At 68.4% G+C, this 20,516-nt stretch carries 19 protein-coding genes and 1 riboswitch; of the genes, 9 read left to right on the top strand and 10 right to left on the bottom strand.

The window, feature by feature from the left end; translation table 11 throughout:
• Window positions 1-34: 34 nt before the first annotated feature.
• The 5 genes from ACO054_RS14200 to ACO054_RS14180 all read right to left on the bottom strand — a co-directional run bounded on the left by ACO054_RS14200 (window position 35) and on the right by ACO054_RS14180 (window position 5,255).
• Complete coding sequence (locus ACO054_RS14200; protein ID WP_421707242.1) at window positions 35-1,360, bottom strand: FMN-binding glutamate synthase family protein; 1,326 nt, start codon at window positions 1,358-1,360, stop codon at window positions 35-37.
• Between the two features lie 16 nt (window positions 1,361-1,376).
• A complete protein-coding gene (locus ACO054_RS14195) occupies window positions 1,377-2,075 on the bottom strand; it encodes a protein GlxC (protein WP_421707241.1) in 699 nt (232 codons plus the stop codon).
• Window positions 2,072-2,989, bottom strand: a complete 918-nt coding sequence (locus ACO054_RS14190) for a class II glutamine amidotransferase (RefSeq protein WP_421707240.1) — start codon at window positions 2,987-2,989, stop codon at window positions 2,072-2,074. The genes ACO054_RS14195 and ACO054_RS14190 overlap by 4 nt, the downstream gene beginning before the upstream one ends.
• Before the next feature lie 87 nt (window positions 2,990-3,076).
• Complete coding sequence (locus tag ACO054_RS14185; RefSeq protein WP_421707239.1) at window positions 3,077-3,754, bottom strand: helix-turn-helix domain-containing protein; 678 nt, start codon at window positions 3,752-3,754, stop codon at window positions 3,077-3,079.
• A 64-nt stretch (window positions 3,755-3,818) separates the two neighbouring features.
• A complete protein-coding gene (locus tag ACO054_RS14180) occupies window positions 3,819-5,255 on the bottom strand; it encodes a DUF1214 domain-containing protein (protein ID WP_421707238.1) in 1,437 nt (478 codons plus the stop codon).
• A 225-nt stretch (window positions 5,256-5,480) separates the two neighbouring features.
• A riboswitch (cobalamin riboswitch) is annotated at window positions 5,481-5,686 on the top strand.
• A gap of 191 nt (window positions 5,687-5,877) precedes the next feature.
• On the opposite strand from ACO054_RS14180, the gene ACO054_RS14175 reads away from it, so the two are divergent.
• The 6 genes from ACO054_RS14175 to ACO054_RS14150 are packed head-to-tail and all read left to right on the top strand — an operon-like array spanning window position 5,878 to window position 12,463.
• A complete protein-coding gene (locus tag ACO054_RS14175; RefSeq protein WP_421707237.1) occupies window positions 5,878-7,893 on the top strand; it encodes a TonB-dependent receptor plug domain-containing protein in 2,016 nt (671 codons plus the stop codon).
• 8 nt (window positions 7,894-7,901) lie between these two features.
• Window positions 7,902-8,789, top strand: a complete 888-nt coding sequence (locus tag ACO054_RS14170; protein WP_421707236.1) for an ABC transporter substrate-binding protein — start codon at window positions 7,902-7,904, stop codon at window positions 8,787-8,789.
• Complete coding sequence (locus tag ACO054_RS14165) at window positions 8,786-9,817, top strand: FecCD family ABC transporter permease (RefSeq protein ID WP_421707235.1); 1,032 nt, start codon at window positions 8,786-8,788, stop codon at window positions 9,815-9,817. Before ACO054_RS14170 ends, ACO054_RS14165 begins: the two co-directional genes overlap by 4 nt.
• The gene (locus ACO054_RS14160) at window positions 9,814-10,617 is read left to right on the top strand and encodes an ABC transporter ATP-binding protein (protein WP_421707234.1); all 804 of its coding nucleotides are present in this window, start codon (window positions 9,814-9,816) and stop codon (window positions 10,615-10,617) included. The genes ACO054_RS14165 and ACO054_RS14160 overlap by 4 nt, the downstream gene beginning before the upstream one ends.
• Complete coding sequence (locus ACO054_RS14155) at window positions 10,614-11,453, top strand: TonB family protein (RefSeq protein ID WP_421707233.1); 840 nt, start codon at window positions 10,614-10,616, stop codon at window positions 11,451-11,453. Before ACO054_RS14160 ends, ACO054_RS14155 begins: the two co-directional genes overlap by 4 nt.
• Entirely contained in the window at window positions 11,450-12,463 is a 1,014-nt protein-coding gene (locus ACO054_RS14150) for a DUF6925 family protein (RefSeq protein ID WP_421707232.1), read from the top strand. The genes ACO054_RS14155 and ACO054_RS14150 overlap by 4 nt, the downstream gene beginning before the upstream one ends.
• Before the next feature lie 56 nt (window positions 12,464-12,519).
• Here ACO054_RS14150 and ACO054_RS14145 read toward each other — a convergent pair whose 3' ends face one another.
• Window positions 12,520-13,251 (bottom strand): hypothetical protein, encoded by a 732-nt coding sequence (locus tag ACO054_RS14145; protein ID WP_421707231.1) that lies wholly within the window; start codon window positions 13,249-13,251, stop codon window positions 12,520-12,522.
• A 261-nt stretch (window positions 13,252-13,512) separates the two neighbouring features.
• Here ACO054_RS14145 and ACO054_RS14140 point away from each other — a divergent pair, with 261 nt between their 5' ends.
• Window positions 13,513-14,751 carry an iron-containing alcohol dehydrogenase gene (locus ACO054_RS14140; protein ID WP_421707230.1) on the top strand — a complete coding sequence of 413 codons (1,239 nt, stop codon included), beginning with the start codon at window positions 13,513-13,515 and terminating at the stop codon, window positions 14,749-14,751.
• Between the two features lie 131 nt (window positions 14,752-14,882).
• Complete coding sequence (locus ACO054_RS14135; RefSeq protein WP_421707229.1) at window positions 14,883-15,569, top strand: hypothetical protein; 687 nt, start codon at window positions 14,883-14,885, stop codon at window positions 15,567-15,569.
• A gap of 55 nt (window positions 15,570-15,624) precedes the next feature.
• On the opposite strand, the gene ACO054_RS14130 is transcribed toward ACO054_RS14135, so the two are convergent.
• Window positions 15,625-16,218, bottom strand: coding sequence for a LysE family translocator (locus ACO054_RS14130; RefSeq protein ID WP_421707228.1), 594 nt, complete (start codon window positions 16,216-16,218; stop codon window positions 15,625-15,627).
• A 132-nt stretch (window positions 16,219-16,350) separates the two neighbouring features.
• Between ACO054_RS14130 and ACO054_RS14125 the strand changes: the two genes are divergently transcribed.
• The gene (locus ACO054_RS14125) at window positions 16,351-17,214 is read left to right on the top strand and encodes a helix-turn-helix domain-containing protein (protein ID WP_421707227.1); all 864 of its coding nucleotides are present in this window, start codon (window positions 16,351-16,353) and stop codon (window positions 17,212-17,214) included.
• A 46-nt stretch (window positions 17,215-17,260) separates the two neighbouring features.
• On the opposite strand, the gene ACO054_RS14120 is transcribed toward ACO054_RS14125, so the two are convergent.
• The 3 genes from ACO054_RS14120 to ACO054_RS14110 all read right to left on the bottom strand — a co-directional run bounded on the left by ACO054_RS14120 (window position 17,261) and on the right by ACO054_RS14110 (window position 20,505).
• On the bottom strand, window positions 17,261-17,653 hold the full coding sequence (locus ACO054_RS14120) for a GFA family protein (RefSeq protein ID WP_421707226.1): 393 nt from the start codon (window positions 17,651-17,653) through the stop codon (window positions 17,261-17,263).
• 142 nt (window positions 17,654-17,795) lie between these two features.
• Window positions 17,796-19,817, bottom strand: a complete 2,022-nt coding sequence (locus ACO054_RS14115; RefSeq protein WP_421707225.1) for a pyridoxamine 5'-phosphate oxidase family protein — start codon at window positions 19,815-19,817, stop codon at window positions 17,796-17,798.
• Between the two features lie 31 nt (window positions 19,818-19,848).
• Entirely contained in the window at window positions 19,849-20,505 is a 657-nt protein-coding gene (locus ACO054_RS14110; RefSeq protein ID WP_421707224.1) for a glutathione S-transferase family protein, read from the bottom strand.
• Between the last annotated feature and the right edge of the window lie 11 nt (window positions 20,506-20,516).

The raw sequence follows: 20,516 nt of genomic DNA, 5'->3' as shown, positions 1-20,516 counted from the left end.
TCGGCCTCCCGTTTGGCCGTTCGGTTCTCGGCCCTTAGTAGCCCTGGCCCGGTATCCAGTCGGTTCCGGCCAGCGGCACCTTGGCCATGGCCGCCGCCTCGACGGTCAGGGCCGCCAGGTCCTCGGGCTCCAGATTGTGCAGGTGACTCTTGCCGCAGGCCCGGGCCAAGGTCTGGGCCTCCAGCGTCAGCACCCGCAGGTAGTTGGCCAGACGTTCGCCGCCGGCGACCGGGTCTAGGCGCCGTTCCAGCTCCGGGTCCTGGGTGGTGATGCCGGCCGGATCGTTGCCCAGGTGCCAGTCCTCGTAGAAGCCGGGCGCCGTTCCCAGCTTGGCGTAGTCTTCCGCCAGATCGGGCCGGTTGTCGCCCAGGGCGATCAGGGCTGCCGTGCCGATGGAGACGGCGTCGGCGCCCAGGGCGATGGCCTTGGCGACGTCGGCACCGTTGCGGATGCCGCCAGAGACGATCAGCTTGACCGCACCGCGATGCAGGCCCAACTCGCGCAGGGCCTCGGCGGCCAGACGGACAGCCGGCAGGGTGGGAATGCCAACATGTTCGATGAAGCATTCCTGGGTGGCGCCGGTCCCGCCCTGCATGCCGTCGACCACCACGACATCGGCACCGGCCTTCACCGCCAGCAGGGTGTCGTAGTAGGTGCGGGTGGCGCCGACCTTGACATAGACCGGCTTCTCCCAGCCGGTGATCTCGCGCAGTTCCTGGATCTTGATCTCCAGGTCGTCGGGGCCTGTCCAGTCGGGGTGACGGCAGGCCGAGCGCTGGTCGACGTCGTGGGGCAGGCTGCGCATCTCGGCGACGCGGTCGGAAATCTTCTGACCCAGCAGCATGCCGCCGCCGCCCGGCTTGGCGCCCTGGCCGACCACCACCTCGATGGCGTCGGCCTTGCGCAGGTCGTCGGGGTTCATGCCGTAGCGCGAGGGCAGTAGCTGATAGACCAGCAGTTGGGAGTGGCCGCGTTCTTCCGCCGTCATGCCGCCGTCGCCGGTGGTGGTGGAGGTGCCGGCCGCCGAGGCGCCGCGCCCCAGGGCTTCCTTGGCGTTGGCCGAAAGCGAGCCGAAGCTCATGCCGGCGATGGTGATGGGGATCTGCAGATGCAGCGGCTTGGCGGCGTGGTGTTCGCCCAGCACCACGTCGGTGCCGCAACGTTCGCGGTAGCCCTCCAGTGGATAGCGCGAGACGCTGGCGCCCAGGAAGACCAGGTCGTCGAAGTGCGGCAGCGCGCGCTTGGCCCCGAAGCCGCGGATCTTGTAGAGGCCCTCGCTGGCCGCCCGCTGGATCTCGTGGATCGTCGCGGCGTCGAAGAGGGCGGAGGGGCGCAGGTGCGCAGAGCGGTCGTGAGACATCGGAGCGAGCTGCCTCCTAATAGGCGCCGAGGTTGGAGACCTGGAAGCGGTAGAGCGAACGGGCGGAGCCGTAGCGCCGGAAGTCGGAGGGGTCGGCGTCGATCTTGGCGCGCGCCAGCAGGTCGGTGAGCTGCGCCAGATGCTCCGGCCGCATCTCCTTCTCGACGCAGTCGGCACCCAGCTCGCCTGCCGTGCCGCGCAGATAGATGCGGGTCTCGTAAAGGCTGTCGCCCAGACCGGCTTCGGCATCGCCGCAGATGGTCAGCGTGCCGGCCTGTGCCATGAAGGCGCTGTTATGGCCGACCGAGCCGCCGACCACGATGTTCAGTCCCTTTAGCGAGATGCCGCAGCGCGCCGCCGCGTTGCCCTCGATCACCAGCAGGCCGCCGTGGCCGCTGGCGCCGGCCGACTGGCTGGCGTCGCCGGTCACGCGCACAAGACCGGACATCATGTTCTCGGCCAGGCCTGTCCCGGCGTTGCCCTCGACGGTGACGCGCCCACCGTCGTTCATGCCGGCGCAGTAGTAGCCGGCATGGCCGCGCAGGGTGACTTCGACCGGTCGCTGCAGGCCGACGGCGAGGCTATGGCGGCCGAGGGGGTTCAGCACCTCGAAGATCTCGCTACTTTCCGCCTGCTGCAGCCGGCGGTTCAGCTCGCGCCGCTCCAGCCTGTCGAGATCCAGCCTTTCAGGCGAAGCCGCCAGCGTCGCGCTCATGCCCGGCCCCAGGAGTAGACCTGGCCGGGGGCCGGTTCCCAGACCTTGGCCTGTTCGACGCCCGGCAGGCGGGCGATGGCCCGGAACTCGCTGGCCATGGCGACCCAGTCATCGGTCTCGGCCAAGACAGCCGGCTTGCAGGCGATGGGGTCGCGCAGCACCGCGAAGCCGTCGCCGGTGCCGACCGCGAAGGTGTAGAAGCCGTCGAGGTCGGTCAGGGCGGCCTCCAGCGCCTCGTCGATGGTGGCCCCTTCGTTCAGCCGATAGGTCAGGTAGCCGGCGGCCACCTCGCTGTCGTTCTCGGTCTGGAAGCGTGCGTCGCCTTGGCGCTGGAGCCAGCGCTTGACCTGATGGTGGTTCGAGAGCGAACCGTTGTGCACGAGGCAGAGGTCGTCGCCGGTGTTGAAGGGATGCGCGCCCTCTGTTGTCACCGCGCTTTCCGTCGCCATGCGGGTGTGGCCGATGGCGTGGCTGCCGGCCATCTGCGGCACGGCGAAGCGTTCCAGGATCGTCGCCGGCAGGCCGATCTCCTTGTAGATCTCCAGGCTGTGACCGGCGCTCATGACGCGCACCTCCGGCCGCTCGGCCAGCAGCCAAGCGCGCAGCTTCGCCGGGGGTCCGGAAGCGTGGAGCAGAGCGTGGGAGGCCAGGCGCTCGACCTCGACGGTGACGCCGGCTGCGCTTGCCAGGTCGCCCGCCAGTCCGTCCCAGTCGAAGGCCGGGTCGGCATGGTAGAGCGACAGCTTGCAGTGCCCTGCGCCTTCGGCCGTGCCCCGGCCGGTGTCACGATAAACCGCGATCCCGGCGCTGTCCGGTCCGCGTTCGCTCATCTCCCTCAGCATAGGGGAGAAAAGCGCGCCGAGCTTCTGCCGCAGTTCCGGCGTCTTGAGAAACAGTCCCGCGATGCCGCACATGGTCTGCCCGTTTCCTGGTCTCCACAACTCTCCTGGATATGACTATCAGGAATGAGATAGTCATAAAAGGAATATATGAGTCCGGCCTTAGCCGTCACGCTGGCGGCCGTAGCAGATGACCGAAAGGTAGGTGGCGGGCAGCTCCAGCAGCTTCGAGGGGCCGTGGGGCGCCAAGGCGTCGAAGAAGAGGGAGTCGCCGGGACCGAGCGGGAAGAGGCGTTCGCCGTGGCGGTAGACGATGCGGCCGGTCAGCATATGAATGAACTCCATGCCGGCATGGCGGAATTCCTCGTAGGGCTCCGAGTCCCGGTCCAGGGTGATCATGTAGGGCTCGACCGCCAGCTCGCCGCGCAGCGAGTGTCCCAGCAGATGGTAGAGATGCCCGGCCCGCGTGCCGCGCCGGTCGATGCCAAGGCCCTGGCCGGCCGGCACGTAGGAGACGTCGCGGCTCTGCTCCAGGGTGCCGAAGAAGGCGGAGATCGGCACGGCCAGCGCCTCGGCCAGGCCGGAGAGCGTGGCGAGGGACGGGCTGGTCTGACCGGTCTCGATCTTGGAGAGCATGCCCTGGGACAGACCGGCGCTCTCGGCCAGCGCCGCCATGGTCATGTCCTGGCGCTTGCGCAGCCGGCGCACCTCCGCGCCGATGGCCGCCTCCAGCTTCAGCGGCGCGGCGCCCGCCTCGCTGGTCTCTTCGTTCCGCTCGCCGCTGTCATCGCGCTTGAGGGTCGTCATCGAGAAGACTCGTCCCGCTGCTGTGTCGCGCATGACCTTAGGCCCTTCCACGGATCCGACGCAAAGTGCTGTCCGGACAGTGCCACGCGGACCGCCGTCACTCGCTTGGCGGCAGAGGAACCACGGGTGGCGGCTGCCAGTCTCCCTCTAGCATCGCCGGGCGCGGTCGGTAGCTGCGCAGAACCAAAGAGAAGGGGGCCGTGGGCGCGGGCAGCCAGTTGGCGGCGACGGCGTTGGCGGGGGCCGTCGCCTGGATGCGGATCTCCAACCCGCCGTTGGCGTCGAGGACCAGAGATGCCGAAGAGCTGCCGCGAGCCTGGCCCCGGAGCGCATGCGCGAAGGGGCGTCCGCTCGACCGCTCGGCGAGCGCGAGGGACCAGAAGCCGTTGACGGGCGGCAGCGCGCCCGGCGCGAAGCGCAGCAGGTAGCTGTTCTTGCCGCCGTCCAGGGGTACGCCCTCGCCGTCGGCCTCGGCGGTGAAGGTCAGGCACTCCTCCTTGACGTTGGCGTCGGGCTGCCGCCGGCTGGCGACCGCACGCTGCAGGTGGTTGTCGCCGTACATGCCCAGGTCGGCGGTGCTCCAGCCGCCGAGGCTGCGGAAGATCTGGCTTGCGCTTCCGTCGATCATCGCCAGCGCGTCGTCGTGGGCTTCGACCAGTCCGCGTCGTGTCGCCGGGGAGAGTTCCTCGGGCGCGAAGCGCCGGTCGGGGCGCAGGCCGAAACGGGCGAAGGCGGCCACGAGACCTCTGTCCCGTTCGGGGACGCCGCCGGCCCGCAAGGCTTCGCCCAGCAGGCGGTAGAATTCGAGCGGGGGCAGCGGCTGCACGAGCGATGGAGGCGGGGGCAGAGCTGTCGTCTGTCTGTGGACGCCGCCCCTGTAGGCCTGAAGGGGCTGAAGGCCGAAACGGCTCCGCAGTGCCTGGAGGGACAGGGCGTCTTCCGGACCCTCGGTCTCGAGATGCAGCAGCAGGCGCAGGTACCGGGACGCGACAGGGAAGGGCGTAACTTCATCCGGCAACTCGCCCGACCAGCCCGGCGGGAGGATGGCGAAGCGCCCGGCGCCCCCTCCGTAGGTGCGCGGACCGATGTTCGAGGCGTTGGCGAAGAGGTCCTGAAAGCAGGCTGTGTAGTAGCGACCGCCCATGTCCGGAACGGTGAGGACGGCGGGGTCTTCGGACAGATCGAGCCAGGCTTCCGACGTCACGATGTTCGGCTCGGCCGTCGGAGCGGAGGCGTGACGGAAGCGGTGGAAGCCGACGAACTCGGGACTCGTCGAATCTCCCGCCATTTCCATCATGCGCATGTAGAGTGCCACGGGCGCGCAGCCGTAGATCACCGCCTGGATACCGAGGCTGTAGGCGTCCAACTCCAGAAAGCGGTCGCTCGCGGGCAGGATGTCCTCGTAGCCCGGTGCGCGAAACTGCGCCGGCCGCACCTCCGCCCGCGGCGGCGGCGTCAGGCCCTGATCCACCGGGTCCCAGCCCTCCAGGCCGAGCATCGTCGCAAGCATCACCGGCCTGCCGGTCTCCGTCATACCGCCGTCCGTCGTCGAGTCCCTAAATCGTATCGGGAAATAGCGCGGTCCAACGGCGATCCGAGTGAAGTTGATAGGACTTATCCGAGACCGGCTCGGTCGTTCACCGCGCCGGTTCGTTTCACAGCCGAAGCTTGTTCGCCTGCGATTTTTCTCCGCTGTCGAGAGCGCCGGTGTCCAGAGCGCCCTGCGGCCTGCCCTCTTTCAACGTTGTAGGGATTGGGGTAGCGTTCGCGTGGCGATGGTTCCCCGGAGACGGGGAGGCAAGAGGGAACGGGGTGAGGCGCATAGCGCCGAGGCCCCGGCTGCCCCCGCAACTGTAAGCGGCGAGCCCCCCGCGTCCACGACGGCCACTGGGAAACTGGGAAGGCCGGACGCACCAAGGGCGACGACCCGCGAGCCAGGAGACCTGCCGTCGCAAGCGTCACCCTTTCCGCCGATCGGGGTGTATCGGTGGGACGGAAACCCGTTTGCGGTGACGCGGCCTTCGGTCGTGCCGTCGTGGGGGGATTCCGGTGTTAGGGTATCGGACAGATCAAAAAGACCTGCCAGCGTCCTTTGTGGCGTGTCCCGTGCGGTTCGACCGGCCATCGACGGTCACCGATCCATACGGGAGTTTTGCATGTTTTCGTTTCAAGTTCGGGGTGCCGCCCTTCGTGGCGCCCTCTTCGCCAGTGCGGCCATCGTCGCGCTGAACGTCTCGTCCGCTTTGGCGCAAGACAGCGCGACGGCGGACGACTCGGGGTCCGACACCTTGGGATCCGCTACCGTGGCCCAGGGCTCCGTCCGTCAGGTGCCGGAGGTGGTGGTCTCGGCCAGTCGCGTGCCCTTACCATCCTCCGCCGTCGGCAGCGCGGTCACGGTCATCACCGGCGAGGAGTTGGAGAACAAGCAAAGCCGCTTCGTCGCCGACGTGCTGCGCGAGGTGCCCGGCGTTGCCGTCAACAGGACCGGCGGATTCGGGGGATTTACCCAGGTGCGGATTCGCGGTGCCGAGGCCAACCATACCCTGGTGCTGATCGACGGCATGGAGGTCGGCGATCCCTTCAACGGCAGCGAGTTCGACTTCTCGCAACTACTGACCAACAACATCGAGCGGATCGAGATCCTGCGCGGCGCCCAGAGCGCGCTCTACGGCAGTGAGGCGATCGGGGGCGTCATCTCGATCACCACGAAAGGGTCGCAGCCCGGCTTCAATGCCTCTGCGGCGGTGGAGGGCGGGTCCTTCGCCACCAAGAACGCGCGCGCCACCGCCAGCGCAGGCTTCGAGGACTTCGACCTGAGCGTTGGCATCGAGGCCTTCGAGACAGCGGGCTTCGATATCGCGCCCAGCGGCAACGAAAACGACTTCAGCCAAGTGATCTCGGCGAACTTTCGCAGCGCTTACCGGCCGGTCGAGAATCTGGAGTTTCGCGTCACCGGGCGCCTGGTCGACCGTGAGGCCGAGACCGACACGCAGGACTTCGGGACGACGGGCGAGGCCATCGACGCCGACAGCTATTTCGAAGGCCGCGAGGTCAATCTGCGAACCGAAGGGCAGCTCGATCTCTTCGGCGGTACCTGGGAGCAGACCCTGGGCGGCGCCTTCACCCGCTCCGACATCGACCGCTTCGAAGACGGCGCGCCGACCTCTGGCAGCGTCGGCAGCAAGCGCAAGCTCGACTACCAGAGCAACGTGACCTTGGAGACGCCAAACCTGTTGGACACGGTCCACGGCTTCACCGTCTTCGGCGAGGTGGAGCAGGAGCGCTTCCAGAGCATCCAACCTTCCGAAGCGGACCGGGAGGAGCGGACGACCAACTATGCCGTCGTCGGCGAATACCGCCTGCAGGCCTTCGACCGGCTGTTCTTAAGCGGATCTCTACGCCGCGACGAGTTCGATGAGTTCGAGGACGCCACCACCTATCGCGTCACCGGTTCCTTCGACGTGCCGGAGACCGGATCGCGCCTGCACGCCAGCTACGGCACCGGCATCAAGACGCCGACCTTCGGCGAGCTGTTCGGTTTCGACCCCAGCGGATTCAGAGGCAACCCGAACCTGGAGCCGGAACGCTCGAAAGGCTGGGACGTCGGCATCGAACAACAGTTCCTCGACGGCCGGGTCGTTGCCGACGTGACCTACTTTCAGGCGGACCTGACCGACGAAATTGCGACCGACTTCGCCGGCGGCATCACGACGCCGATCAATCTAAGCGGAGAGAGCGAACGCGAGGGGGTGGAGACCAGCCTGCGGATCGTCCCCTTCGATGGCCTGACGCTCTCCGGCAGCTACACCTTTCTGAACGCCCGGCAGCCAGACGATCGCTTCGAGGTCCGGCGGCCGCGCCATACGGCCAGCTTCAACGCGAACTGGAGCTTTCTGGAGGAACGGGCCAACCTGAACCTGGGTGTCGACTACAACGGCGAGACCGAGGATCTCGAATTCGCGAGTGCTACCGACCGCACCCGGATTCGCCTGGATGACTACACGCTTGTCTCCCTCGCCGGGCGTTACCGGCCAATCGACGGCGTCGAGGTCTTCGGCCGGATCGAGAACGCCCTGGACCAGGACTATGAAGAGGTCTTCGGCTTCGAGACGCCGGGCCGGGCTTTCTTCGTCGGGGCGCGCATCAGCTTCGGTCCGGGCGGGCTGGAATAAGAAAGAGCATGCGCGCGCTGGCCCAACCCCTCGTCCTGGCAGCCCTGCTTTTCGCGGGCTTGGCGGTGCCGTCGCTTTCGGCGGCACCGCCTCAGCGCGTCGTGTCCCTCAACGTCTGCAGCGATCAGCTTCTAATCTTGCTGGCGGAGCCGGAGCGGATCGCCGCCGTCTCTTACCTCGCCACCGATCCGGATATCTCTGTGCTGGCGGAGGCCGCGCAGGTCTTCACGCCGACCACCGGCCGGCTGGAGGAGGTTCTGGAACTGCGGCCCGATCTGGTGCTGGCCGGGACCTTCACGACGCGGCCGACTGTCTTCGCGTTGCGGCGCTTGGGAATTCCCGTGGTCGAGCTGTCGCCGGCGCGCTCCTTCGCTGACATTCGCGCCAATCTGCGTCAGGTGGCCGGGTTGCTGCAAAGACCGGAAGAGGCCGAGCGGCTGATCGCCGCGTTCGACGCCGCCTTGGCGGAGGTCGAGGCGGCGCGGAGCGACGGACCCAGCGGTGTTCGTCCCCGCGTTGCCGTCTACGGCGCGAACGGCTGGTCGGCCGGGCCGGGCAGCCTGCGCCATGCGGTGCTGGAGGCGGCGGGCCTGCGTAATCTGGCGACCGAGGCCCTGATCGGAACCCGCTCCCACCTGCCTCTGGAGGTTCTGGTCGCGGCGCGGCCGGAGGTGATCGTCACCTCGGGGCGCGCACCCCAGGCGCCGGCCATGGCCGAGGCGCTTCTGAGTCATCCGGCCTTCCTGGAGCTGCGCGACCGCAGCCGTTTCGTGGCCGTTCCCCAGGCCCTCTGGACCTGCGGCACGCCCTTGGTGGTCGAGGCGGTGCGGCGTCTCGCCGAGGCCGCGCAGAGCGACGAGCCCTTGCAAGGCGAGCGGCGAGAGGTCCGGCCATGAAGCCGGCCGCCGCGGACCGCGCGAAGCTGGCCGCTCGGCCCTCCCTCGCCGGCGCGGCGGCGGGACTGCTGGCCGGACTTGCGTTCCTTCTCTGCGCGATTTCCCTGACCGTCGGGCCGGCGCAGCTTTCCCCGGCGGCGACGCTGGCGGGGCTGCTCGATCCCGCCGATCCGGTCGCTGGCCTGATCGTCTGGGAGATTCGTCTGCCGCGCACGCTGCTTGCTTTTCTGATCGGGGCGGCCCTCGGGCTTTCGGGTGCCGCGCTGCAGGGCTTGCTGCGCAATCCCCTGGCGGAGCCGGGGTTGCTCGGCGTGTCTCCGGCCGCCGCCTTCGGCGCCGTCGCAGTCTTCTACTCCGGCCTGGCCGGCAGCTTCGCGCTGGCCTTGCCGCTGGGCGGGATCTTCGGCGCCGGGATCGCAGTGATCCTTCTGCAGCTGCTTGCCGGGCGGGGCGGTGTCCTGACCTTGATCCTCGCCGGGGTCGCGGTCAGCAGTTTCGCCGGCGCGCTGACCTCGTTGGCGCTCAACCTCTCGCCCAATCCCTTCGCGACCTCGGAGATCGTTTTCTGGCTGCTGGGCTCGGTCGCCGACCGGAGTTGGCAGCAGGTCGCTCTCGCCCTGCCGTTCCTGCTGCTGGGCGGTATTCTGCTGATGAGTTCGACACGCGGGCTGGAGGCCCTGTCCCTAGGGGAGGAGGCTGCTGCCACCCTGGGGCATCCGCCGAGGCGGACGCGCGGCCTGGTGGTCTTCGGCACGGCTCTGGCGGTCGGTGCCGGCACGGCGGTGGCGGGCGCCATCGGCTTTGTCGGGCTGATCGTGCCCCATCTCCTGCGGCCCCTTGTCGGACACCGTCCCGGACGGCTGCTGCCGCTGGCGGCGCTGGGCGGCGGAACGCTGTTGCTGGCGGCCGACCTCTGCGTCCGTCTGCTGTCGCCCGGCCCGGAACTGAAATTGGGCGTGGTCACGGCCTTGGTCGGTGCGCCCTTCTTCTTGCTGCTTTTGCTGCGCTTACGGCGGGAGCTGGCATGAGCGCGCTGCGGATCGACGAGCTGGAGGTGCGGCTGTCCCGTCGGCCTGTGCTGCGGAAGGTCTCGCTGATGGCCGAGGCCGGCGAGGTGGTAGGCCTGATCGGACCCAACGGCGCCGGCAAGACCACTCTGCTGCGCGCCGCCGCCGGGCTGCTACCGCTCTCGACCGGGCAGGTCCGCCTGTTCGGCCGGGCGCTGGGCGACTGGTCCCAGGCCGAGCGGGCGCGCGCGCTCGCCTACCTGCCACAGGCGCGCGGCGCGGTCTGGCGGATCACGGTGGCGGATCTGGTCCGGCTCGGTCGGCTGCCGCATCGTGCCGGCTGGTGGCAGGGACCCACGGCGGAGGACCGGACGGCCGTGGCCGAGGCGCTGGAGGCCTGCGATCTGTCCGGTCTGGCCGAGCGGCCCGTGACGGAGCTGTCCGGCGGCGAGTTGGCGCGGGCTGGTCTGGCGCGGGTCGTGGCGACGCGCCCCAGCCTGCTGCTGGCCGATGAACCGACGGCCGGGCTGGACCCGGCCCACTGTCTGGACGTCATGCGGCTGTTCCGCCGCCTCGCCTCGGAAGGGCTGGCGGTGGTGACGACCCTGCACGACCTGAACCTGGCAGGACGCTTCTGCGACCGCCTGCTTTTGCTGGAGAGCGGACGAGGGCTTGCCGAGGGACCGCCCGAGACCGTGCTGACGCCGGAGCGGCTGCGCGACGCCTATCGGGTCGAGGTGGCGCGTGCGACCGTCGCGGGCGAGTCGCTGGTCGTGCCTTTGCGCCGTGCGGATGAGTCTCGGCGGGAGGCCTTGCCGTGAGACAGTCGAGCCTCTCCTCCCTGTCCGGCGGATCGGCTGCGATGGCGATTGCGGTCGCGACCTCGACGGTCGTGCACGCCGCGCTGCTCGGGCTCTTCCTGCTTGGTAAGAGCGACCCTGCCGCGCCGCCGGCGGCACAGGTCACGGTGCAGCTCTTCACGCTTCCCGCCGGGGCGCCGGGCTCCGCGCCCAGCGCCGAGTCCGCGTCGGTCGCGGCCGAACCGCCGACCCAGCGCGCCGAACTGACGGCTGCGACGGAGAGTCCGTCACCCGAGGCCGCCCCGGAGACCGTCGCCGTGAAAGCCCTTCTTATGGAGCCGGTACCGGAGGCGGCGCCCACTCCGCTGCCGGAGTCGTTGGACGCGGAGGCCGTGATCGTGGAGTCTCAGCCGTCTCTCCAGGTACCGCCTCTACCGCCCAGGCGTCCGGAGGCGGCGGCCTCAACGGCCGAGTTACGGAGCGAGGGAGAGTCGAAAGCTGTTCCGGCCGCAAAGGTGCGCGGCTTGATTCCTGCGGAAGGAGCGGCTTCCAGCTCCTCGGCACCGGGTGGTCCGAGCCACGGAGCCGAGATACGGCCCGGCGGCAATCCGGCGCCCGTCTATCCCGAGATCGCCCGGCAGCGGGATCAGGAGGGACGGGTCCTGCTGCGGGTCACGGTCGGCAGCGACGGTCGCGCCCGAGAAGTGCGGGTTCTCCGCTCCAGCGGCCACAGCCGGCTGGATCGCGCCGCGAGGCAGGCCGTCGAGCGCTGGCGCTTCGTGCCGGCGCGCCAGGCCGGGCGCCCGGTAGAAGGCCTGCTCGACATCCCCGTCACCTTTCGTCTCAATAGAGCATGACCGAAATCGACCGGATTCGCCGCACCTTGCGGGAACAGCTCGCCCTGCCCAGCAGCGCCTTCAGCATCGGCAGCTTCGGAGCCATCGCCGAGTTCCATCGCCGGTCCGACGAGCAGGCCGAGCTTCTGTCCGATGAAGCGGTTCCCGGCGGCAGGCTGGGCGTCGTGACGGCGCGCGGGGCGCTATCCGTCATGCTGCAGCCCGACGCGCGCGGTATCGCCTACGAGACCTTAAGCCGCGACGGCCGCCGCTGGCAGCAGGGCGTCGTCTTCTGCCTGCCCGAGGTGGTCGGGCGCGGTCCCTCGCGCCAGGTCCTGACGCCGCTTGGCCCCGACCGGGCGGCGATCCGCGTGGGCGACCGCGAGGCCCGGCTGTTCGACATGGGATTGGGGGCGCGCAACATCGATTTCTGCGTGCGCAGCGGCGATCCCGATCTGGTGCGCCTGCTCGAGCGCCATGCCGGCGAATCGCTGTTGACGCCAGGTCATCCGGCGGCCGCAGCCATCCTGGAGGCCTCGCCCCACCGCATCGCCGTGTCGGCCCTAGGGCGCCTGGAGGTCTATCAGGCCATCGGGCGGCTGCGCACGCCGGAGGGACCGCATACCCATCTGCTGCCCAAGTTCTTGCGCAGCGGCCGCACCCACTCGGCCAACATCCCGGTCCCGCAAGGATGGCTGCCGGTCCTGATGCTGCACCCGGCCAGCGCGGTCAGCGACGAAAACGGGCGGCCGATTCCCTACCGGCCCGAGCGGCAGGCCGCCTTCGAGGAGCTGCGGACCCGCTTTCCCGATCCCGCCGTGGCGCAGGTTCGGGCCGCACTGCAGGCCTGTCTGCAGTCCCAGAGGGGTCTGGAGAGCTTCCAGCCGCCGACCGACCGGACCCAGCGTACGGCGCTACGCGTGGCCTTGCGACAGCTCCGCGCTCAAGGTCGGGCCGAGGCCACGCTGGCGCCTTGGATCGCAGCCTTCGACCGTACCGCGTCGCTCACCGGATCTCATCATAAGGCTTAGAGGGCGATTCACGTCTGAGGTAGAAGCTAAACGCTTCCACCTCAGACGATCGCGCTCTAATCCAGCGTGATGGCTACCAAGGCCACGAAGACCATCACGACGCTGCCCAGAAGTACGGTCATGAAGGCCGGCAGGCCGAAGATCAGGATCGAGAGGACGGCGACGAGCGCGACGTTGAGCCCCAGGTAGCCCCAGGCGCTGGGGCCGCCGCGCAAGGCATCGCGCAGCAGGTGGCCGATACCTGGAATCAGCAGAACCCCCCTCAGCAGCAGGCCGCCAACCTGTCTCAGCGCGACCCTGGCCGCCGTGGCCGCCGGCAGGGTGACATCGGTCGCCGCGCCGTCGCTCAGGCGATCGTCCCGATAGGCGGAGCGGTGGTCAGCCTCGCGCGCGGCCTCGCCGGCCCGGATGGCCCAGGCGATCAGCAGAGACAGGACGAGGGGTAGGGGGGCCAGGACCGGGCTCTGCTCCAACAGCAGCAGGATCGGCAGACTGGCGAGACCGATCGCGAGCGCGGCTGGGGCGAGCGCAGGCAGCAGGCGCCGCGCCAGGCTGGTGCGGGGCACATGGAACTCGCTGTGTCCGTCGATGCTATTCGAGAGTTGGCCGAGATTCGACAGGAAGAACCAGATCACCAGGGGCGCGGAGACCGCGAACATCGAGAGGGACAAGGGCGAGTCGATCCCCTGCTTCGGGCCGGGAAAGACGAAGGTCCAGAGCACCAGCCAGATCAGGTAGGGCAGCAGCATGAAGCCGCCGACATAAAGCGGGATATGGCGTGCAGACATGAAGGGCGTGATCCTCTGATATCGACAGGTCGGCCCGGGCGGAGGGCGTTGAGCCCGCCCGGATTGAAATGCGAGCGGCTTGCAGATAGGAGGCAAGCTCTTGGATTTCTGCAGGCCGCAGTTCGGAATCGACTGAAAAGCCCCGGTCAGGTTGTCGCAGGCTGCGCCCGTGGCCCGAGCCGCCTTCTGCGGGCCGTTGCAACGGCACGGTTGCGTTGGTTTCAATGCAGCCGGTTTTTCATCCGCCTTTCGGAGTTCTTTATGTCCGCCAGCGCTTCTCTCTCTGCCCCAGCCATCGCCCTGCCGACGGCGACCTTCAGCTATCCCACCACCATTCGTTTCGGCGTGGGGCAGAGCCAAGGCATCGCCAAGTCCTGCGAAAGCCTGGGTATCCAGCGGCCGCTCTTCGTGACCGACCCCGGGCTGAAAGACCTGCCCATGACGGAGACCCTGCTCGGTCTGCTGACCGAGGCGGGACTCGACGTGATGCTGTTCACCGAGGTCGCGCCGAACCCGCTGGCCTCCAACGTGGAGGCGGGTCTTGAAGTCTGCCGGGCCGGGGATTGCGACGGTGTCGTCGCGCTGGGCGGCGGCAGTGCGCTCGACTGCGCCAAGACCATCGCCTTCATGCGGCCCCAGACACGGCCGCTTGCCGATTTCGAGGATGTCGGCAGCAACTGGAAACGCGCCACCACGGACGGAATCCTGCCGATCCTGGCGATCCCGACCACGGCGGGCACCGGCTCCGAGGTCGGACGGGCGGCCGTGATCGCCTTGGACGTCGGCGAGGGGCCGGACGGCGGACCTGCGGACGGCACCAAGAAGGTTATTTTCCATCCGCAGATGCTGCCGAGCCTGGTGATCGAGGACCCGGCCCTGACCGCCGGCCTGCCGCCGGCCCTGACCGCGGCGACCGGTTTCGACGCTCTGGCGCACTGTCTGGAGGCCTACTGCTCGCCCCTGTTTCATCCGCTCGGCGACGGCATCGCGGTCGAGGGCATTCGGCTGATCAAGGATGCCTTGCCGCGCGTCTACGCGGACGGCGCCGACCTGGAGGCGCGCGGGCAGATGCTGATCGCCGCCTCCATGGGGGCGACGGCCTTCCAGAAGGGGCTCGGCGCGATCCACGCGCTCAGCCATCCCATCGGCTCGCTTTACCGCACCCACCACGGCCGGACCAACGCGGTCTTCATGCCCTACGTCCTGGCCTTCAACCAAACGGCCATCGAGCCGAAGATCGAACGGTTGGCTGCCTACATCGGTCTGGAGCGGCCCGACTTCGGCGGCTTCTGCGACTGGATCGGGGGGCTGCGCGATGCCCTGGGCATCGAACATCGCCTTGGTGACCTCGGCGTCGGCGAGGAGCAGGTCGACCGCATCGTCGAACTGGCGCTGGCCGACCCGACGGCCCCAACGAATCCTGTCGTTCTGACCGACGCGAACCTGCGGGATCTGTTGCGCGCCTCCTTCGACGGCCGGCTGCCGGCGGCGGCCACGTGAAGTCCTTTGGACGGGCTCAACTAAAAAGAGATTTTTAAGACTTTTTTTGTCAGCATTGGTGTGCTGTTGCGCCTCCGCTCGGATGTCGTCATGGTTTTTTGGCGCTCGGCGAGACGGGAGAGTGCGAGCCGATGACCGTGCCCGAGGACCCTGAACCGCCAGCGAGAGTCAGGCGGTCGGACGGTGCGTTGCCCGATGCGGAAGAGCTGGCGGTCCTGGCCGAGACGGCGACCGCGGAACTGGCGAGTGGGCAAAGCCCTTTGTTGGACAGCTGGTTCGCGCAGGCGGATCTGCCTCCGCCGCAGCTTCAGGGCGACCCGCTGCGCGAGCAGATCGACCATCCTCGGCTTCAATCGCTGCACGATCATTGGATCGCTCTGCCCCGCGACGGCGACCTTCCCCACATCCGTTTTCTAGAGCCGCTGAGGCTGCGCGCCTGGCTTGGCGATTTGATCGTCCTGGATGTGCTCGACGAGGGGCGCGACTTCCGCTACCGCGTTTATGGGTCGCTGGTCGCCAGCCACGTCGGTTTCGACCTGACGGGCAGTCTGACCTCCGACATCGCGGGCAGAATGCAGATCGGCGCCGTAATTCCGCTGTTCTTCCTGTCTCTCTATCGTCGGGTCGTGCTGGACCGCTGTGCCTGGTACAGCCGGCACCAGCCTCCCCATACCGTTACCGCCTTCTTCTGGCGGCGCCTGATCCTGCCTTACGTGGGCGATGACGGCGAAGTTGCGCGTCTGCTGATCGGGATCCTGCCGTCCTCGCGCAAGGGCCATACCCGGCAGTCGGTGGAACTGGGCCGTCGGAACGAGTGACCTCTGCAGGGCCTCGCCGACCCTCTCCCGACGCAGTTTCGGGGCTTATCTGCGCTCAGTCGAACAGGAGCGGCAGCGTCGCCGCGAGCAGCAGCGCGGCCATGACGACGTTGAAGACTCTGGCGCGTGCCGGATCCGACAGGAAACCGCGCAAGGCGGTACCGAAGCCGATCCAGACGGGCTGCGTCGTCCAGCCGACGACGCAGAAGATCGCACCGGCGGACAGGGCGGTGGCGAGGGAGGGGTCGGCCGGCAGATAGGTTGTGGCCATCGTCATGGCCGCGGCCCAGGTCTTCGGGTTGATCCACTGGAAGCCCACGCCCCCAAGAAAGCCGATACGACGGCTGTCTCCGTCTGTCTTGAGCGGGCCGGCGGTCGCGATCATCCAGGCGAGGTAAATTAGGAACAGCAGCGTCACGGCCTTCATGACGACTTGCAGGCCCGGCAGCTCGCGAAAGGCGATGCCGAGCCCGAGCGAGACGGCGATCAGCAGCGAGGCGATGCCGAGGCCGGTTCCGAGCGCGAAAGGAAAAGCGCGCCAAAATCCCAGACGCACGCCCTGCGCCAGATTGATCATGTTGTTGGGTCCCGGCGTTCCCGTCGCGATCAAGCAGAAGAGAGCGAAGGGCAGAACCGCGAAATCGAGCATGGTGGCCGTCCGGCAAGCTTTGTACCCTCCAAGCCCTTAAGCGGCCGGGTCTGCCGCGTCTTGAACGAAAACGACATGACAACCAGCCATGGGGCCTCAGATTCGGCCCCCGACATGCCAAAGTCCCCCGACATGCCAAAGTCCCGCGACAGGCCGACACCTGGCGAGATGACGGTCCTGGGCGATCCGCGCGCAGGCGACCGCAGCCGCTATTGTGTCCTGCCCGGCTTCGGCGGGACGGCTCTGTTCGACGCCGATTTTCACAGCTTCAGCTTCGCGCCTCACTTCCACGACACCCTGATGATCGGGTTGATCCTGGAGGGGGAGAAGCGCTTCTCGCGGGGACCGGACTGGCATCGGGTCGCGCGCGGCGGGCTGTCGGTCGTCAACCCCGGCGACATGCACACCGGCGGGGTCGCCGTGCGCGGGGAACGGCTGCGCTACCGCGCGGTCTATCCCAGTGCGGCCTTGCTGGCGGAATCCGGGTTGCCCCAGGGTGCGGATTTCGGCGCGGCGGTGGTGGACGACCGCACTCTCGAGGGGCTCTTCGCCCGTGCGCTGGACCCGGACAGTCCGGCGGCCGAAGCCGAGGAGGCGTTGCTGATCGCCCTGATGGATCTGGGCCTGCGCCAAGGCACCGGCGAAGCCCCCCGCAACTCGGCAAGTTGCGGCCGTTCGGTGTCGCGCGCCGTCGATTACATCGAGGCGCACCTGGGGACGCCGCTGCGGCTCGAACAGATCGCGGCGGAGGCCGGTATCGGCCCACGCCATCTGCTTCGCGGCTTTCGCCGGATCCTCGGCGCGACGCCGCAGCAGTATGTGCGTCAGGCGCGGGTGAGACGGGTCTGCCGACTCCTGCGTGCCGGAGAGGGCCTCGCGCAGGCGGCCGGCGCGGCCGGCTTCGCAGACCAGGCCCACATGACCCGCGTGTTCCGCAGCCTGCTGGGCATGACGCCGTCGGCTTTCCTGACCGCCTGGCGCGCCTCCTTGACGTAGCCGTTCGGCCCGCGCGCGAGACGACGCCTTCGCCCCTCGGTGCCGGCTAGCTCTCGGACCGATCGACGGCGTTGCGATCCCGCTCGTAGCGTTTCTCCAGTGGGAAAGGCGGCAACCAGGACTCGCGGCGGAGGGTCCAGCTTTCGTAGCTCGGCATCATCTGGTCGGGCGCATCCAGGCAGCCGAGATGCACTTCGATTTCGTCTCCGCTGCGTGCGAAGACGGACGAGCCGCAGCGGGGACAGAAGAACCGCCCTTGATAGTCGCGCGTTTCTCCCGTGACCGTCACCGCATCCTCAGGGAATACCGCCGCGGCGTAGAAAAGCGCTCCATGGTGCTTGCGGCAGTCGAGGCAGTGACAGAGGCCGACCCGATAGGGACGGCCCGATGCCACGAGTCGTACGGCGCCGCAGAGGCAACCGCCCGTGTAGCGTTCCATGTCCTGTCTCCTTTTAAAACCGAGCGGCCGGAGCGACCGGGAGGGCGCCTCTGCCGTTGTCGACAGATGAAACACCGGTCGTGGCGCGGTCAAGCTTCCCGAACGAAACGGTCTGCCGAGGTCGCGTGTGGGGCGCTCGTCTTCAGAGGTCCAGGACGAGGTCGTCGTCGGTCATCGGTCGTCCGCAGCAGATCAACGCGTATCCCACCGGCGGTGTGACGGCCGGTTTTCGCTCGTAGGCGACGGTACCGGACAGAACCCTGACCGCGCAGGTTCCGCAGTTCCCCCGGCGACAGTTGTGCTTGGGGGAAAGGTCTGCCGTCTCGGCCAGCTCCAGGAGGCTGCCGCTCCCGGGTGTCCAGTCCCGCGCGATGCCTGCGCTCTCGAAACGGACGGTGGCCCGTTCGGGCGGAGGTGGCGCGGACGACCTCGTCTCTTCCTCTCCACTGTCGGCACCGTCCAGGCTACCGGCGCCGAAGACCTCGTGGTGGATCCGGCTTCGCGCGACGCCGGCAGCCCGGAGGGCGCCGTGGAGGCTGCGCATGAACCCTTCGGGACCGCAGAGATAAAAGTGACTCTCCGCGATAGGCAGCCGCCCCTTCAAGGTCTCGAGGGAGATGCGGCCTTCGGCATCGTGGGTTTCGCCGAGCCGGTCCCGTGCGCCGGGGGCGGAATAGAAGATGTAGGTGGTGAGCCAGTCGTAGGCGGCGCGCAGTTCGTCGAGATAGCCCCGGAAGGCTTGCGTTTCTCCGTTCCGGGCCGCGTGAACGAACCAGACGGGCCGGGCCCGCGCCCCGGTCTCGACGGCTTGCGCCAGGCTCTCCAACATCGCGATCATCGGCGTGATGCCAACACCGGCCGAGAGGAAGACCACTGGGCCGCCGCCGGCGTCGAGGGTGAAATCGCCGCTCGGCTTTCCGACCTCGACCCGGTCGCCGACCTGGATCTCGTCGTGAAGGTGGCGCGAGGCTTCGCCGCGAGCTTCCCGTTTTATCGACAGGCGATAGCCATGCCCGTTCGGGGCTTGGGAGAGGGTGTAGCTCCGGTGAAGGTTGCCCTTGAGTCGGACGGGCAGGAACTGTCCGGCAAGGTAGGGCTCGACCGCGCCGCCGTCGGCGGGTTTGAGGTAGAAGGAGGTGATGACTTGGCTTTCGGGCTGTTTGCGCACGACGCGGAATGTTCGGTAGCCCTCGACGCGCAGGGCCTCGACCTCGGCCTCGCGCCAGGTTCCCGTCTCCGTCAGGTTCGGCCAGGGTTCGGCCGGGGCGCCTTCGACGGCGAAGACCTGGCGCGCGAAGAGGCTCTCCTCGATCCGCACATCCACGAGGCGTTGCGCGCCGTGAAAGGCGGTCACGCGCGTTGTGTCCCAAGTGACAGTCGCGCGCCCGGTCGCGAGCAGGAGGTCGCCCGTCGTCCAGTTCAGGAAACACAGGCCGACACGGCCGTCGGCCTCGATGTTGCCGAGCGTGTTGAAGAAGCGGTTGCCGGCGAAGTCGGGAAAGGTCAGCAGGCCGTCCCGGCTCGCGCGGACGAAGCCCGGGCGGCCGCCACGATGGGAGGCGTCGACCCCACTGCGCGGATCCTCCCCCAAATCCGCTGTGCGGGAGGCGATGAAGAAGGTGTCCGCCTCCTCGATCAAGGTCCGGGCGTCGGGCGACAGCCTCGCCGAGCGTTCTGCGGCGGCGGTCCCCAGGCCGTCGCCGAATAGGAGCGTCCGCTTCTGAATGTACTGCGGGCAGTTTCCGAAGCTCTGATCGACGCGCAGCGTCAGCCCGGCGGCATCGCTGTCGGCGATCGTGCCGTTCATGCGGTTGCGCCTGCGGCTGTGCAGCTCGATGCCGAGAAGACCGACTTTTGCGCCCTTGGCGAGGTCGAGACCGAGGGTCTCGGCAAAGGGAATCTCCGTCTCGAATCTCAAGCTCTTGGGATCGGGCGAGTGGAGGAAGGAGGGCTTGCCCCAAACCGGTAGGGTCCAGGGCCTGCCCTCCCGATCCAGCAGCCCCAGGATGACGAAAGGCAGCTGTTCGAAGAAGAGCCGATGCTGGTCTGGCATATGGTCGCGGATGAAGCCGCTACGGACCATGGCTGCCACTTCCTCCGCCACGCCCGCGCGGGTCTGCACCGCGATCTCTCCGGGGTGGAAGGGTGTGTCGGCTTTCGTCATCGTCGTGCCGGGCGGTTTTGGGACTGTCGCGTCATGCCGGCGGGGCCTTGTCGGGCAGAGGAGAGCGCGCCATGCCGACGAAGCGCGGCTGCGCCTCGATCCGGGCGAGCCAGGCGCGGACTGCGGGATAGGGTTGCAGGCTGATGCCGCCCTCGGGCACGTGGGCGATGTAGCTGTAGCCCGCCACGTCGGCCAGGGTGATGCGTTCGCCGGCCAGATAGTCGCGAGACGCGAGCAGCGGCTCCAGAACGGTGAAGAGATCGAGCGTCTTGCGGTGGGCGGCGTCGTAGTCGAAGGGAAGCCCGAACAGCTTCACCAGCCGTACCACGCAGGGACCGCCGGCGATCTCTCCGGCGGCGACGGAGAGCCAGCGCTGCACCTCCGCCGCCTCCAGCGGGTCGGACGGCAGCCAGTCGTAGCCGTCGCCGTACGTGAGAGCCAGATAGACGATGATCGCATTGGAGTCCGACAGCAGGGTGCCGTTGTCGTCGATGGTCGGCACTTGGCCGAAGGGATTGATCTTTACGTAGTCGGGCGCCTTGTGCGCGCCCTTGGCCATGTCCAGCTCGACCGGCTCGTAGGGCAGGTCGAGCAGGGCCAGCATCAGCTCGACCCGATGGCAGTGGCCCGACAGGGCGTTGCGGTAGAGCTTGATCGGCGCTTTGCCGTCGGCGAACGTCGGATTCACAGGCGAGATCC

This window comes from Algihabitans sp., assembly GCF_965226985.1.
Taxonomy (GTDB): Bacteria; Pseudomonadota; Alphaproteobacteria; order Kiloniellales; family DSM-21159; genus Algihabitans.
Note: the sequence above shows the minus strand (reverse complement) of the source record. Positions and strands in the feature narration are given on the sequence as shown.

Excerpts from the sequence above, each read along its gene's own strand:
- ACO054_RS14200 (WP_421707242.1), bottom strand. The coding sequence starts at position 1,360 with ATGTCTCACGACCGCTCTGCGCACCTGCGCCCCTCCGCCCTCTTCGAC.
- ACO054_RS14195 (WP_421707241.1), bottom strand. The coding sequence starts at position 2,075 with ATGAGCGCGACGCTGGCGGCTTCGCCTGAAAGGCTGGATCTCGACAGG.
- ACO054_RS14190 (WP_421707240.1), bottom strand. The coding sequence starts at position 2,989 with ATGTGCGGCATCGCGGGACTGTTTCTCAAGACGCCGGAACTGCGGCAG.
- ACO054_RS14185 (WP_421707239.1), bottom strand. The coding sequence starts at position 3,754 with ATGCGCGACACAGCAGCGGGACGAGTCTTCTCGATGACGACCCTCAAG.
- ACO054_RS14180 (WP_421707238.1), bottom strand. The coding sequence starts at position 5,255 with ATGACGGAGACCGGCAGGCCGGTGATGCTTGCGACGATGCTCGGCCTG.
- ACO054_RS14175 (WP_421707237.1), top strand. The coding sequence starts at position 5,878 with ATGTTTTCGTTTCAAGTTCGGGGTGCCGCCCTTCGTGGCGCCCTCTTC.
- ACO054_RS14170 (WP_421707236.1), top strand. The coding sequence starts at position 7,902 with ATGCGCGCGCTGGCCCAACCCCTCGTCCTGGCAGCCCTGCTTTTCGCG.
- ACO054_RS14165 (WP_421707235.1), top strand. The coding sequence starts at position 8,786 with ATGAAGCCGGCCGCCGCGGACCGCGCGAAGCTGGCCGCTCGGCCCTCC.
- ACO054_RS14160 (WP_421707234.1), top strand. The coding sequence starts at position 9,814 with ATGAGCGCGCTGCGGATCGACGAGCTGGAGGTGCGGCTGTCCCGTCGG.
- ACO054_RS14150 (WP_421707232.1), top strand. The coding sequence starts at position 11,450 with ATGACCGAAATCGACCGGATTCGCCGCACCTTGCGGGAACAGCTCGCC.
- ACO054_RS14145 (WP_421707231.1), bottom strand. The coding sequence starts at position 13,251 with ATGTCTGCACGCCATATCCCGCTTTATGTCGGCGGCTTCATGCTGCTG.
- ACO054_RS14140 (WP_421707230.1), top strand. The coding sequence starts at position 13,513 with ATGTCCGCCAGCGCTTCTCTCTCTGCCCCAGCCATCGCCCTGCCGACG.
- ACO054_RS14135 (WP_421707229.1), top strand. The coding sequence starts at position 14,883 with ATGACCGTGCCCGAGGACCCTGAACCGCCAGCGAGAGTCAGGCGGTCG.
- ACO054_RS14130 (WP_421707228.1), bottom strand. The coding sequence starts at position 16,218 with ATGCTCGATTTCGCGGTTCTGCCCTTCGCTCTCTTCTGCTTGATCGCG.
- ACO054_RS14125 (WP_421707227.1), top strand. The coding sequence starts at position 16,351 with ATGCCAAAGTCCCGCGACAGGCCGACACCTGGCGAGATGACGGTCCTG.
- ACO054_RS14120 (WP_421707226.1), bottom strand. The coding sequence starts at position 17,653 with ATGGAACGCTACACGGGCGGTTGCCTCTGCGGCGCCGTACGACTCGTG.
- ACO054_RS14115 (WP_421707225.1), bottom strand. The coding sequence starts at position 19,817 with ATGACGAAAGCCGACACACCCTTCCACCCCGGAGAGATCGCGGTGCAG.